Raw genomic sequence first — 13670 nt, 5'->3', positions numbered from 1 at the left:
GCCGGCAGGGCGAGCGGTAACAAAAAACCGGCTGCGATTGCTCGCAGCCGGTATGAGAGCGTTTTGAAGTCGAATCAGCTCTTCATGAAATGGTCTATCTGCTCAGACAGCATGCCGTATTCACGAGATCCCTTGCCGGTGCGCTTCTCGATCTCGCGGAGCTGTTTCTGGGCGCCGGCGAGATCGCCGATCTGCAGATGCGCCTCGCCGAGATATTCACGCACCAGCGTGTAATCAGGATCGATGCGCAGCGCTTCCTCGTAGTAGCCGAGGCCGACGGTGACGCGCCCGGAATGGCGATGCGAGTAGCCGAGATAGTTGAGGATGCGTGGGTCCTGCTTGTTGGCGGCCAGGCTGAGCACGGCGATAGCCTCATCATAACGTCCGGCCATCGCCAGCGCGTGGCCGGCTTCATAGATGTTGTCGTCGTCCAGCATGCCCTGCTTGGGTGCAACGCACTTCTTCAGCTTCTTGTCCCAGACCGTGCCTTTCTTGCACTGGGTGGTGGTCTGGTCGCTCCCGCCCCCACCTTCACCGGCCGAAAACACCGGAACAGCAAACAGCGGCAAGGCGGCAACCGCCAGAACCTGAATCAGCAATCGTCTGCGCATCGAAGCCTCCTTGAAGCATGACAATGCAGGACTAACGCCGGGCAAAAGCCGTTTCATCCCGGAAAAACTCGTGGCCTGCTGAAACGTTTTGGAAACGGTCCGTGCCGGCCGCAAAAATTGAAGAGCCGAACATGACGTGACGAGCGCTGCAAATTCGCTATCATCCAACATACGGCAAACGGCAAACGGAGTATACGGAGAATGCCAGTGCGGCGGCCTCTTGAAAAGGAATGGGAGCTTTCGATCGGTCCCGACACGGTGCGCCTGTTCATCCTCAAGGCGAAGGCGCTGAGCGCCGCCGTCAACGAAGACTATGCCGATGGCGCCGAGCACGAGGTAGAGCTCGACGGCCAGGCGCACGACAACCACCACCATGACGGTCTCGTCGAGGAAAGCTCCGAAAACCTCACCGAAGAAGAACTGCGCGAGCTGATCAACGACCTCAACGTCGATGAGGCGGCCGAACTCGTAGCACTCGCCTGGGTTGGCCGCGGCGACTACGACGCCTCGGAATGGACGGACGCGTTGACGGCCGCACGCGAGCGCGCCAATAAGCGCACGGCGAAATATCTGCTCGGCATGCCGCTGCTGGCCGACTGGCTGGAGGAAGGGCTGGAAGCGATCGGTGCGTAACGCCGCGGTTACCGTTCGTGATCGGCCAAACCCTCATTCAGGGCAACTTCCGCATTCGCCCGCCGTTAAGATCGAATGGCGGCGCTCACCCTTCCCGGATTGCTCAGATTGGCGCTGCCTTTGGCGGCGGCGATACTGTTCGCAGGAGCGGCGCTGGCCCAAGCTCCGGAATTGCCTGAAACCGTGCCCGTCCCGGAGTTCAATCGATCGCAATTGGCGCAAGAGGCCGCACCTGCCGACGTGCCGGTTCCCGAGCCGCGCCCTGATGTGCCAAAGCCTCCCGCGACCGACACGCTGAACCAGCAGGACCAGCCTAAGGAAACCCGGCCGGAGCCACCGGCAATCGCTCCAGCGCCAAGCCAAAAGCCCGCCGAGGCGGAACCGCCGGCCACCGCCCCGAAACCGCCGGAGAAGCCGGCGCAAGCGCAGGGGAAAGAAATCCCTCCCGACCCGCGCTCGGCCTCTGTGCCGCAGGAAAAAATGCCGGAGGAGGAACTTGCCTGCCGCAGGCGGCTGAAGTCGATGGGCGTCGACTTCGAGGAACGCAAGGCCGAGCACGATGCGGCGGTCGGCTGCTCGATCCCCTATCCGATCGCGCTGAAGACGTTGGGCAGATCCGTTGCTATCGGCCCCGAAACCGAGCTGAATTGCCAGATGGCCGAGGCCGCCGCGCGCTTCGCCATCGATATCATCCAGCCGGCGGCCAAGGCCGAGCTCGGCGCCAATCTCAAGTCGCTTAGCCAGGCATCCGCCTTTGTCTGCCGGCCGCGCCATGGCGGAGGGAAACTGTCGGAACATGCTTTCGGCAACGCGCTCGACATCGCCAGCTTCACGCTTTCGAACGGCAGAAAGATCGACGTCGGCCCGGTGCCGCCGGAAAAGGACGCGAAATTCCTGAACGCGGTGCGCAAGGCAGCCTGCGGACCGTTCAAGACCGTGCTTGGCCCGGGCAGCGATGCGGATCATTCGCTGCATCTCCATCTCGATCTCGCCCCGCGTCGCAACGGCGGCACCTTCTGCCAGTGACATGATCCCGGACCGACATGCGCGCCGCAATTTGGCCGCAGCCGTAAACGCGGCCGCTGATTTTTCCTTTACTCTTGGCGGTTAAGCTCTGTCTCATCTGATCATGATCCCGAAAAGTGGGATCCGGTTTTCGGAGAAAGATCATGATCAAACAATTAGACAGAGCCTGATCGGGATCAGGTTCGGGGACAGGGATCTTGTCGATGGCCGGGATATTTCGCGCCGCGTTTGTCGCCGTGCGGCAAACCAGACGCGCGCGCATGGTTGCCGGTGCGCTTGCCATCGCAGCGATCTCGGCCTGCACCACAGGCAGCGTGCTTTCGCTGGAACCGGCCGTCGATGTCGGCAGCCAGACATCAGCCGTTCCGAACTACGCGGGCATGCAGAGCCTCGTTCCCTCCAACCCGTACATGACCGCCGCCTATCCGCGCATGGACGAGCCGATGGCGCCGACCGAACAGATGCCAGCCAGCGAAATCGACTGCCGCAAGGAGTTGAAACGTCTGGGCGTCGTCTACACCGACCTTGCGCCGATCCACGAAGGCCAGTGCGGCATCGACTATCCGGTCAAGATCTCGGCCATCGGCAGCATCGGGATGAAGCCGGCCGCGACGCTGACCTGCGACATGGCCGCCACCTTCGCCGGCTGGACCAGGAATGAACTGGTTCCGTCCGCCCGCTGGCGTTATTTCTCCGGCGTCAGGACCATTCGCCAGGGCTCGAGCTATTCCTGCCGCAGGATCGCCGGCGAAGGCACGCTGTCGGAGCACGGCAAGGGCAACGCCCTCGACATCATGAGCATCGAACTCAGCAATGGCAACGACATCGACGTGCGCAAGCCCGGGCTGTTCGCCTTCCGCACGCGCGGCTTCCTCAACACTGTGCGTGCCGACGGCTGTCAGTATTTCACCACGGTGCTTGGTCCCGGCTACAATTACGACCACCGCAACCATTTTCATTTCGACATCAAAAACCGCAAGAACGGCTACCGCGCCTGCCGCTAGAGCATCGGACCCAAAAGTGGATACCGGTTTGGGATAACCCGATGCTCCAAACAACATGACACCGAGCGCATGCCCACTGCCCAAGGTCTGCGCCGCCGCGTAGAATGACGCCACATAAAGTGATGCCATATCACCGGGGTGGTACCTCGTGAGCCGACGAAGCCTTCGACGACGCGCAACGACCTGGCTGGTGGCGTTCTGTGCCGGCTATCTCGTGCTCGCCTATTTCGCCGCGCCGGAATTCTGGACCCTGCGGGACCGCAACTTCCGCACACAGCGCTTCGAGATGGTGACGCACACGCCGCAAGGCATTGCGGGCGATCCGATCAATGTCGGCCTCGTCGGTACCAAAAAAGAGCTGGTCCATGCCTTCGCGGTCGCCGGATGGGACACGGCCGACGCCATCACGCTGAAGACCGCGATCGAGATCGGCGAAAGCGTGCTGTTCGATCGGCCCTATCCCGACGCGCCGGTCAGCCGGTTGTTATTCGAAGGCCGTGCACAGGATCTGGCCTTCGAGAAGCCGGTCGGCGACAGTGCCGACCGCCGTCATCACGTCCGCTTCTGGCAGACCGACGCGACCGGAGACGATGGCCGGCCGCTCTGGCTGGGTTCGGCAAGCTTCGATCGCGGCGTTGGGCTCAGCCACGACACCGGCGCGATCACTCACCATATCGGTCCCGACATCGACGCCGAGCGCGATTTCCTGATCCGCGACCTGTCTGCCGCAGGCATGCTGATCTCGACCAGCGAGATACCAGGCATCGGTGCGACAAAGGCTGGGCGCAATGGCGGTGGCGACCCTTACTTCACCGACGGCAAGGCGGTGGTGGGCGTGCTCAGGCAGCTGCCGTAGGCGCGTCGCTGGCGATCCTTGGCCGGCCCGATCACGTCAGCGCGGTGCGGCTTCCGCTTTCGGCTGCTCTCTCGATCGCGGCGATGATGCGATGCACTGCGACCGCATCCTCGAAGCTCGGCGCCGAGCGGGTACCCTCGCGCAGATCCTGGGCCATCCTGGCATAAACGCGGGCGACGTTCCCCGGCTCCACATCCTCCGGCCAGCCGGAACGGTATGAGGCGGGGACCTCCAGCGGCCGGAACACCTTCTCCCCGTTCCGCGCGCCTTTGAGGGAAAGCTGCACCATCTGCGTGTGGCCGGAAGGACCCGATATCAGGATATCGCCTTCCGTGCCGTTGATCTCCCAGACCAGGCCGTCGTCATATCGAGCTGCCCCGCCTCGATAATGGATGGACAGGGGCGCGCCACTGGCGAGGACCCCGCTGACCAGCACCTGGTCAGGGGCGGACACGGGCAGCGTTTCCCCGGTATCGACGGCGAGCGCCGTGGGCCGCCGCGTGGCCAGCACCGCGGATACCTCCGCGACTTCGCCGAGCACATCCCTGAGCGCCGCCAGCGTGTGCCCCACCGGGATCGTCAGCATGGTGGCGCCGTTGGCGCGATCCAGCAGATAGGCGTAGATCTTCTTTTCGGAGATGGAGCCTCCCCAGCCGCCGCCCCGCGCTACCAGGGTGGTCGACAGCACCTCGCCGACGAACCCGTCGGCGATCAGATGTCGCAGATACTCAATTTCGGGAGCAACGCGCGCTTGGGTTCCGACCACGCCCAGGACGCCCTTGGCCCGGGCAAGCGCGGCGAGTTCCTCAGCCTCGGCCAACCCGTTGCCAAGCGGCCATTCGCAGTAGACGTGTTTGCCCGCGCCGATCGCCGCTTTCACGATCTCCAGGTGAGGAGGCACCTTCACCGTAACAGTGACGATGTCGATCTCCGGCGCCGCGATCAACTCGGCAACGCTGGCGAAGGCCCGCGGCAGTCCGGTCGCGCCGGCCGCCTTCTCGGCGCTGGCCAAGTTGGTGTTGGCGACGCCGACGATCTCGAAGCTCTCCGATAGTGCATTGAGCGCAGGAATATGGGCCCGTGCCGCCCAACTCCTGCCCGGTTGCAATCCGACAATACCGACCCTGAAGCGTTGTCCTGGCATGGTGTTCTCCTTCACGCAGCTTTGGCTTTGCCGTTAGGATCGCGAGACCGGCCGTTCCGGAATCCTGCCCGGACAGGCTTCGACCTGGACAGTCCGAATTCGCCCGTCTGCCAGGATCTGTTGATGCCGGACCTGCTGATATCGAGGCTCATCTCGTTCCGTGCTCCGCGTTTGGTGACTACGCCGGACATCTATGCGGTTTCGCTATGGAATAAAACTCTCCGGTAGTGCATATTTGGAAACAGATTGACGAGAAAAAATATACAAACGGAGAGCGGCGTTGGAACCAGCCGGCCTGCAAGGCATTCTCGCATTCGTTCAGGTGGTCGAGGCCGGCAGCTTCACCGATGCCGGCAGACGGCTGCATGTGACGAAATCGGCGGTCGGAAAATCGATCGCGCAATTGGAACAGCGACTGGGCGTTCGCCTGCTCAACCGCACGACCCGCAGCCTGAGCCCGACCAGTGAAGGCTTGGGCTATTATGAAGCCTGCGTCAGGGCACTGTCCGAAATCGAAGCCGCCCAGTCATTGCTTGCCGCACGCCGGCTGGTGCCTTCCGGCCGGCTTCGCGTCGACGTGCCCCTGGCCTTCGGCCGCAGATGCGTGGCACCCGTGCTCTTCGAGATATCCAAGCGGTTTTCGGATCTGACGATCGAAATCTCGTTCAACGACCGGCGCGTCGACCTGATCGAGGAAGGCATCGATCTGGCGGTCCGCATGGGCGACCTGGATGACAGCCTGTCGCTCGCCGCGCGCCGCATCTACGCCCAGCGCTCGGCCATCTGCGCGGCGCCCTCCTATCTCGAAAAACACGGCAGGCCGCGATCGGTTGATGATCTCGCAAACCACGGCGTCATCGGCTACGGCCGCGACGGCGTTGTCCGGCCCTGGACCGTAAAGCATGCCGACGGCCATGTTGGAAAATTCGTGCCAAGGGCGCGGCTTGTCCTCGGTCACGGCGAACCGATGCTGGATGCAGCCCTTGCCGGCTGCGGCATCGTCTTTCTGCCGACCTGGCTGGCGGCCGACAGCCTCAAGAGCGGCGAACTCGAGACGGTCCTGTCGGACTGTCTCGTCGAAGACATCGTGGTGCATGCCGTCTGGCCGGTGACACGCAGCCTGACGCCAAAGGTCCGTGTCGTCGTCGACGCCCTGATCGAGCATTTTTCGTCGCCGACATGGGACGCCGCATGAGATGGTTGCCCCCGCCGCCATGAAAAATGACGTCCATCTATTTTCGAAGACCTCGCCGCAATGCTATTGACCCCTCATGCTTTACGTTGAAATCGCTATCGTGGTCGTCCTCATCTGCGTGAACGGCCTTCTGGCAATGTCCGAGCTTGCCATTGTCTCCTCGCGGCCTGCCCGTCTCAAGGCAATGATCGACCGCAACGTCACGGGTGCCGGCCGTGCCTTGGCGCTCGGCTCCAATCCCGGCAAATTCCTGTCGTCGGTGCAGATCGGCATCACCCTGGTCGGTGTTTTATCAGGCGCGTTTTCCGGCGCCACGCTGGGCGAGCGGCTGTCTGTGTTCCTGGAATCGACGGGTGTGCGCGAAAGCCTTGCCGACCCGATCGGCGTCGGCATCGTCGTCGCCCTCATCACCTACTTCTCGCTGATCATCGGCGAACTGGTGCCCAAGCAGATCGCGCTGCGCGATCCCGAGCGCGTCGCCGCCAAAGTTGCTCCGGCGATGACCATCCTTGCCACCGTCTCGGCACCGCTGGTGTTCCTGCTCGACATCTCCGGCCGCGCCATGCTGTGGCTGCTCGGCCAGCGCGGTGAAAGCGAGGAGAAGGTCACCGACGAGGAGATCAAGATGCTGGTCGCCGAGGCCGAACATCACGGCACCATCGAATCGGACGAGCGGCGCATGATCGCCGGCGTCATGCGGCTCGGCGACCGAGCCGTCCGCGCGGTGATGACGCCGCGCACCGAGGTCGACTGGATCAACCTGCAGTCCGACGACGCGGCGACCCGCAAGCTCCTGATGGAGACGCAGCATTCGCGCCTCCCAGCCGGCGATGGCAGCGTCGACGCCATGATCGGCGTCGTCCAGACCCGCGACGTGCTGGCCGCGATGCTTGGCGGTCGCGCGCTCGACCCGCGCCGGCACGTGCGCGCCGCTCCCATCGTCCATGACCAGGCCGACGCGCTGGATGTCCTTTCGACACTCAAGGAATCCAACGTGCCGATGGCGCTGGTCCATGACGAATACGGCCATTTCGAAGGCATCGTCACCCCGGCGGATATACTGGAGGCCATCACCGGCGTCTTCCGGGCGGATCTCGACGCCGGCGACGAGGAGAACGCCGTCAAGCGCGAGGACGGCTCATGGCTGCTCGCCGGATACATGCAGGCCGACGAGATGGCAGACGTTCTCGGCATCGACCTGCCCGAGAACCGCGACTACGAGACCGTCGCCGGTTACGTGTTATCGCACATGCACCATCTGCCGGCGACCGGCGAATGCGTCGATGCGCAGGGCTGGCGCTTCGAGGTCGTCGACCTCGACGGCCGCCGTATCGACAAGCTCATCGCCACGCGCCTGCCCGGCGGCCATCGCGAAATCGTGCGGTAACAATCAACACGATTGTAGGCCTGTTCGAGTGTCAGCTCTGTGGCCGCATAGCGGACAGGCAGCTTCTAGTGTGAGATGTAAGTGAGCAGACATTCAGCTCGGCGCAGGCTCGGGCCTAATCTTGACTCGAGTCGACCTTCATCAACACATTTTGCTATCGGATAACCGACATTCGCGGCAACCAGCGCTGATGTCCCGTTGCGGACTTTCCATTGCGGACTTCCCATATCTCGCACGAAAGAGCTGGACTTGATTGAAACTCTACCGTTCGAGCAGATCAGCCACACGACCTAGCCTGCCAAATACCAGACATTGCGCCGTCGCTTCGGCATGGGAACGCGCGAGCCGGAGAAAATTCGGTGGTCGCGCAGCCGCATCATGCAGACCTATTGGATTTAGGACCCTAGAGGATCGATTCGCAGCAGTTTCTGCTTGCCGACCGAGAGTTAACGGAATGCATAAAGAGTATGCAAAGGTTCGAGGCAAAGGAATGCATATGGACGATCCGCTTAGATCCATGAATCGGCCCGGTCTTGGACGTGCAACGATGGGCTACCAGCCGGCCGAGAGTGACTTGCTGAGCGAAGTTCTGCGCGACTTGCGTCTTGCCCATGCTCGATATGGCCGCAGCGAATTGACGGCGCCCTGGGGCATCGCCGTGCCGTTCAGGGAGGGTGTACGTTTTCATGCGATGCTGGAAGGTCATTGCTGGATACAAGCCAAGAGCTTGCCGCCGCTGCTGCTCGAAAAGGGCGATGTGCTTCTTCTGCCCCATGGAACAGAGCACACCATGTCCGACCTGCCCAAACGGCGAGCCTTGCCGCTTGCGGATGTCAAACCGGCGTTGATTGGGAACGGAACTTACGAGTTGAAGTCTGGCGGCAGCGGTGCGCGATCGTTGATCGCATGCTGCACGATCGGCTTTGAGGGGCCGACGGCAAATCCGCTGCTGGAACTGCTGCCTCCGGTGATGCATATCCGTCATGCCGAGCACGGCGATACCGACCTACCAATCCTCGTTGCGATGATGGCGCGCGAGGCTGAAGGGCAAAGAATCGGCTCGGCAACGGTAATGGCGCGCCTCGCCGATATTGTCATGACGCAGGTAATCAGAACCTGGGTCGAGACGTGTTCCAACGATCTGACCGGTTGGCTGGCGGCCGTGCAGGATCCACAAATCGGGGCGGCGCTTGCAAGAATCCATCGCTCCCCCGGGGAAGACTGGCCAGTCGATCGCCTGGCGGCATTGTCTGGGCTGTCGCGATCGAGGTTTTCGCAGCGATTCAAGAGTCTATTATCCGTATCCCCCGCCCGCTATCTCCTGCAATGGAGGCTTAGGCTGGCGGAATCCTGGTTGCGGAACGGATATATGTCGCTGTCACAGGTCGCGTCGGAGTTGGGATATGAGTCCGATGCATCCTTCAGCAGGGCATTCAAACGCTTCATAGGCGTCTCGCCAGGTGCGGTCCGAGATTCCGGCCGCGGGTGAGCATAACAGAGACGACATCGGTCCTGCATATCGCCTGATCCGACCCACAGCCGATGTAATCGGCGCGACAAACGGCCAGACATTCAAGCGTTTCTGCCATAGCGGCGCCGCACCAGGATCTGCAAATTCCCAAATGCCGTAACCACTTCGACCGATTCGCGAGCCAGCAACGACCGTCGCGGTGGATTATCGAAGGAGCAATAGCCGGCACTCGCATGCGCCATGAACGCATGACGCGTGAATGCAGAATACCTCCTAGGCCGCTACCAGAAGGAGACTCATATGGCGTTGGTGTTGCCTGATCTTCCCCCACCAGCCACTGGCGAACACACGCCCTATTGCATTATCGCCAAGCATCGCGCCGCTCCTGGTCAAGGCGAAGCGCTCGTTACCCGGATGCTTGAGGATCTCGAAGCGACGAGATCAGAAACGGGCTGTCTACAGTTCCACATCCATCGTGATCGATCTGACCCTGATCTCATCGTCATCTACGAAGTCTGGCGCAGTATCGCTGCACTCAAAAGTCACTTCGGCGAGGCCTATGTCCAGAGGTTCGTCGCCGATGCCGGCGAATATGAGCCTGGCGACATGGAGACGCAGTGGCTCGAGATGCTGAGCCCATATGCCAGCGGCAGAGATCCGCGATGATCGGTGACGCGCAGCCTCTTCTGAATCAGCGCGTCGTGATCGTTGGCGGCACAAGTGGCATGGGTATGGGGGCGGCCCGGGCAGCCTCTCAAGCAGGCGCCGAGGTCATTGCGCTCGGGCGGCGCCCGTCGGCGAAATTGTCTGCAGAGCAAAGCGCCCACGGTTCGATCACGTTCCAGTCGCTGGACATGACCGATGATGCGGCGGTCGAGCAAGCGTTCGAAACACTGGGAGCGCTCGACCACCTTCTCATCACCGCAACTCCACCGAGTCCTGGAGGAACCTTCCTCTTCCAAACGATGGCCGACGCGCAGGCCGTTCTGTCTGGCAAGTTCCTGGGCAGTTGGTCTTGCGCGCGGCACGCGGCGCCCAAGATGCGGAAAGGCGGTTCGATCACATTCACTACTGGTGGCTTGGTGACCAGGCCTCGCATGGGCGCTTCGATGATGATGGTCGCGTTCGCTGCTCTGGAGGCGCTGACACGAGCCCTTGCGCTCGAACTCGGTCCGATCCGCGTCAACACAATCCGTCCAGGCGTCATAGACAGTGAGATGTGGGCCGGCATGCCGCAAACCAAGCGCGAGGCGTTTTTCGCGTTGGTACGCGAGCGCTTCCCAGCGGGTCGGGTTGGAAAGGTCGACGATATCGGCAAGGCCGCACTTTTCCTGATGACTAATGATTTCGTGACCGGCGCTATTCTAGAAGTGTCAGGAGGCGAAACACTGGTCAGCATCGAATGATCTAACAGATTAAGTCTCAAGGGTTAAGAGATCAGTATCCATCGGATTCATGCGGCAAGTTCACAACGGTGACCATCAATCAAGCGCGTTACTGACATTTCAAATAAACAAATGGACCGCAGATGAAAAGAATCATTGAGACACTACACGTTGCCCTATTTGTCGTTGCGTTCGCCCTGCCCGTTCCTTTCGGCGCATTGGCTCAAGATGGCTCGGCCGCGGCCGCGCCCCCGACGCAGTCCGAGTTGCCGAAATGGCTTAGTCGCGGATTGCCGGGTCAGGCGCATGAGGTTTTGGCGCCACTAGTTGGCACCTGGCGGGTCCAGTTGAGCTTCTACGGCACGCTCGGCCGCAGCCCCGATCAGCCGCCGCTCGTGACGGACGATCTCATGAGCCGTCGGCAGTGGTTGGCAGGCGAGCGTTATATCGAAGATACGATGGAGGGGACGCTGGACGGAGCGCCAATCTGGCGCAAAGGCTGGCTCGGCTACAGCATCATGGACGACCGATACGAGTGGATCACGATCGATCCTGTCAATACAACCATGATGTACTACAAAGGCGCCGCCGGATCGGGAAATCAAAGGCCGATCAGCATGTCGGGGGCCTTCACCGACCAAGGCGTCGCGGGCGAAGACACGGTCGGCAAGTCGGTCGGCATGCGCACAGTAATCAAAATCGAGAACAACGATCGCCATGTCTTTGAGCTCTATTTCACACGTCCCGGACAGCAAGAGGCCTTGGCCACGCGCGGCGTCTATACACGGCTGAAAGAGTGAGCGTCCGCTCGAGGGCGGCCCGGCGTCTCATTAGCTCGCTCGGTGCTTGACGGCGCCGGGTCTGAACCATGGAGCCGAGAGTTTGTATGCAGATAGCGGCAAAATACCCGCAAGGCCAATAATTGTCGAACCGGCAGCAATGTCCAGGTTCACGTCCTGAACCCCTGATTTAGAATGTGTGAGCGGGGGGTTCACCAACATCTAAACTCAGGATGCATCATGCCTAGGACTGTTCGCTATTTGACCCATCCGCAGGTTCGGATCGAGCCCGAGAAGACCGTGCCAAACTGGTCGCTGAACGAGATCGGCGCGGGGCGGGTCGTCGCCTTGGCATCGCGTCCTGGATTGCTCGCCCTGACACGGCGGGTAGTTTGTAGCAACGAAACCAAGGCGATCGAGACCGCGCAACCGATTGCAAATGCTCTCGGCGTTGATCTGGAAATGCGCCCTCGCATGCACGAGAATGACCGCAGCGCGACCGGCTTCCTCCCTCCAGAAGAATTCGAGAACACCGCAGATGCCTTCTTTGCCAACCCGTCGCAAAGCGTTCGCGGCTGGGAGACGGCTCAGGATGCGCAGCGCAGGATTGTGGAAGAGGTCGAGACCTGCCTCTCCAGCCCGGGGGTAGGCGATGTGCTGTTCGTCGGGCATGGCGGCATCGGCACGCTCTTGTTTTGTGCCTTATCGGGCTTTGCCATTGATCGCCGGTTCGACCAGGGACCGGGCGGTGGCGGGTGCTGGTTTGAGTTTGAAATTGAGAAGCGCAAACCGTTGGGCGGCTGGCAGCCAATGGAGGTACTGTCGAGGATTCCTAGCCCCTGATATCGCGTCCAGTGGCTGACTTCCGCCCAGATATGCCGCCATCGAGGAGACCAGACCAATGCCAATCATCACCGTCCGATACGCAACAAGCCACGAGGTGAGACCCGAGGACGTGGCCAGTGCGGCGTCGGCAGCATCCACCAGCTTTTTGCGCAAGCGCGCTGACCTGACAGCCGTCATCGCCGAGCCCGTAGATCAATCTCGGTGGTTCATTGCTGGCAAAAGCCTTGCAGAGCACGCGCTGGCGAGCTTCTGGCTAGAGATCCGGATCGTTGAAGGCACCAGCACCAAAGAAGAGCGGGAGCGCTTCATAACCGGCATTTTCGAGGCGATGGGCCAACTACTGGGACCCCTCCATCACGAAAGTTACGTGCATGTCCATGAGGTCAGGGCCGATGCCTATGGTTTCGGCGGCCGCACGCAGGAGCGGCGCTTCATCGAGGCGCGACCGCTCCCTGCAGTCCCTGGGGCGGACTGATGGTGTCTCCGGCGCCATTTAAACGGAATTGCCAAGTTGATGCACACTCTTTGAACATCTGCACAATCGCGTAGGCCTGTGTCGACGGCTCTGTCGCTCAGGATGCGCCATCGGCGGCATGCTCACCGCAGGAGATATATGCAATGGCCGACACGACAACACCCCATACCGCGCTTCTCACGGCCCTCGCGACAGAGCATTTCGTGCAGCAATCGGCGATCAGCGCAACCATCAGCGAAATGGCGTCGCGAACGACCATCTACATCATGTCTCTATCGAGCGCTCTAGTGGCGACGGGCTTTGTCGCGCAGTCGCCTGAATTCCTTCAGCCGTTTCTCCTAGCCGTGCTGCCATCGCTCTTTTTGCTGGGTAGCTTCACCGTCCTAAGGTTGATCGATATAGCCGCCGAGAACATGCAGGCCCATATCGGCATCGCCCGGATCAGAGCCTACTATCGAACGCTGGGGGACGATGCTGCTTTTCAGTTTTCCAAAGAGTTCGGCCGCTGGCCAGAAAACGACGCCGAACCGTCGCTGCGTTCCGGGCCGCTCCTGGCGCATCTCACCACAGCCGCGACGATGATCGCTTTCGTAAATGGCATTGTCGCGGCGGCGGGCGTGACCCTTCTAGCACTATATATCGGATCAGCGTTGGCGCCTGCACTGTGCCTTGGTGCCGGCACAACAACCGGCTTGATGATACTTTTCTATTGGTACCAACGCCTTCGAACGAAAGGCATGGTCCGTCTCGCCAAAGCTTATGGCCCTGAAAAGAGCGTTCTTTGAGCGGGAGGTCAATGCAGTATTGGCGCAACCACGACTTCCAGCGCGGTGACCGGCGCTGTCTGCTTCCAGGAAT

At 61.4% G+C, this 13670-nt stretch carries 15 protein-coding genes; 13 read left to right on the top strand and 2 right to left on the bottom strand.

The features are described 5' to 3' along the window. Positions 1-74 precede the first annotated feature (74 nt). A complete protein-coding gene (locus CIT25_RS30845) occupies positions 75-611 on the bottom strand; it encodes a tetratricopeptide repeat protein (RefSeq protein WP_095489220.1) in 537 nt (178 codons plus the stop codon). Positions 612-818: 207 nt separating this feature from the next. Between CIT25_RS30845 and CIT25_RS30840 the strand changes: the two genes are divergently transcribed. The 4 genes from CIT25_RS30840 (at position 819) to CIT25_RS30825 (ending at position 4130) form a co-directional block, all read left to right on the top strand. Continuing rightward, positions 819-1244, top strand: coding sequence for a DUF3775 domain-containing protein (locus CIT25_RS30840; RefSeq protein WP_095488890.1), 426 nt, complete (start codon positions 819-821; stop codon positions 1242-1244). A gap of 75 nt (positions 1245-1319) precedes the next feature. Beyond that, a complete protein-coding gene (locus CIT25_RS30835; RefSeq protein ID WP_095488889.1) occupies positions 1320-2270 on the top strand; it encodes an extensin-like domain-containing protein in 951 nt (316 codons plus the stop codon). A 203-nt stretch (positions 2271-2473) separates the two neighbouring features. Next, complete coding sequence (locus CIT25_RS30830) at positions 2474-3274, top strand: extensin-like domain-containing protein (protein WP_095488888.1); 801 nt, start codon at positions 2474-2476, stop codon at positions 3272-3274. Positions 3275-3422: 148 nt separating this feature from the next. Then, positions 3423-4130, top strand: a complete 708-nt coding sequence (locus CIT25_RS30825; RefSeq protein ID WP_095488887.1) for an LssY C-terminal domain-containing protein — start codon at positions 3423-3425, stop codon at positions 4128-4130. 31 nt (positions 4131-4161) lie between these two features. On the opposite strand, the gene CIT25_RS30820 is transcribed toward CIT25_RS30825, so the two are convergent. Next, entirely contained in the window at positions 4162-5274 is a 1113-nt protein-coding gene (locus CIT25_RS30820; RefSeq protein ID WP_095489219.1) for a Gfo/Idh/MocA family protein, read from the bottom strand. Between the two features lie 280 nt (positions 5275-5554). On the opposite strand from CIT25_RS30820, the gene CIT25_RS30815 reads away from it, so the two are divergent. From CIT25_RS30815 to CIT25_RS30775, 9 genes are all read left to right on the top strand, one after another. Then, positions 5555-6469, top strand: coding sequence for a LysR family transcriptional regulator (locus CIT25_RS30815; protein ID WP_095488886.1), 915 nt, complete (start codon positions 5555-5557; stop codon positions 6467-6469). A gap of 76 nt (positions 6470-6545) precedes the next feature. Beyond that, on the top strand, positions 6546-7856 hold the full coding sequence (locus CIT25_RS30810) for a hemolysin family protein (RefSeq protein WP_095488885.1): 1311 nt from the start codon (positions 6546-6548) through the stop codon (positions 7854-7856). A 496-nt stretch (positions 7857-8352) separates the two neighbouring features. Further along, entirely contained in the window at positions 8353-9345 is a 993-nt protein-coding gene (locus tag CIT25_RS30805; RefSeq protein ID WP_206073023.1) for an AraC family transcriptional regulator, read from the top strand. Between the two features lie 282 nt (positions 9346-9627). After that, positions 9628-9993 (top strand): putative quinol monooxygenase, encoded by a 366-nt coding sequence (locus tag CIT25_RS30800; protein WP_126105307.1) that lies wholly within the window; start codon positions 9628-9630, stop codon positions 9991-9993. Beyond that, a complete protein-coding gene (locus tag CIT25_RS30795; RefSeq protein WP_095488883.1) occupies positions 9990-10733 on the top strand; it encodes an SDR family oxidoreductase in 744 nt (247 codons plus the stop codon). The genes CIT25_RS30800 and CIT25_RS30795 overlap by 4 nt, the downstream gene beginning before the upstream one ends. Positions 10734-10855: 122 nt before the next feature. Then, entirely contained in the window at positions 10856-11512 is a 657-nt protein-coding gene (locus CIT25_RS30790) for a DUF1579 family protein (RefSeq protein WP_095488882.1), read from the top strand. Positions 11513-11731: 219 nt separating this feature from the next. Continuing rightward, positions 11732-12334: a histidine phosphatase family protein gene (locus tag CIT25_RS30785; protein ID WP_095488881.1), complete on the top strand. Its 603-nt coding sequence runs from the start codon at positions 11732-11734 to the stop codon at positions 12332-12334. Positions 12335-12392: 58 nt separating this feature from the next. Beyond that, positions 12393-12812 carry a tautomerase family protein gene (locus CIT25_RS30780; RefSeq protein ID WP_095488880.1) on the top strand — a complete coding sequence of 140 codons (420 nt, stop codon included), beginning with the start codon at positions 12393-12395 and terminating at the stop codon, positions 12810-12812. A 143-nt stretch (positions 12813-12955) separates the two neighbouring features. Then, positions 12956-13597, top strand: coding sequence for a hypothetical protein (locus CIT25_RS30775; protein ID WP_095488879.1), 642 nt, complete (start codon positions 12956-12958; stop codon positions 13595-13597). Positions 13598-13670 lie beyond the last annotated feature (73 nt).

Source organism: Mesorhizobium mediterraneum, from assembly GCF_002284565.1.
Classification (GTDB): domain Bacteria; phylum Pseudomonadota; class Alphaproteobacteria; order Rhizobiales; family Rhizobiaceae; genus Mesorhizobium; species Mesorhizobium mediterraneum.
Note: the sequence above shows the minus strand (reverse complement) of the source record. Positions and strands in the feature narration are given on the sequence as shown.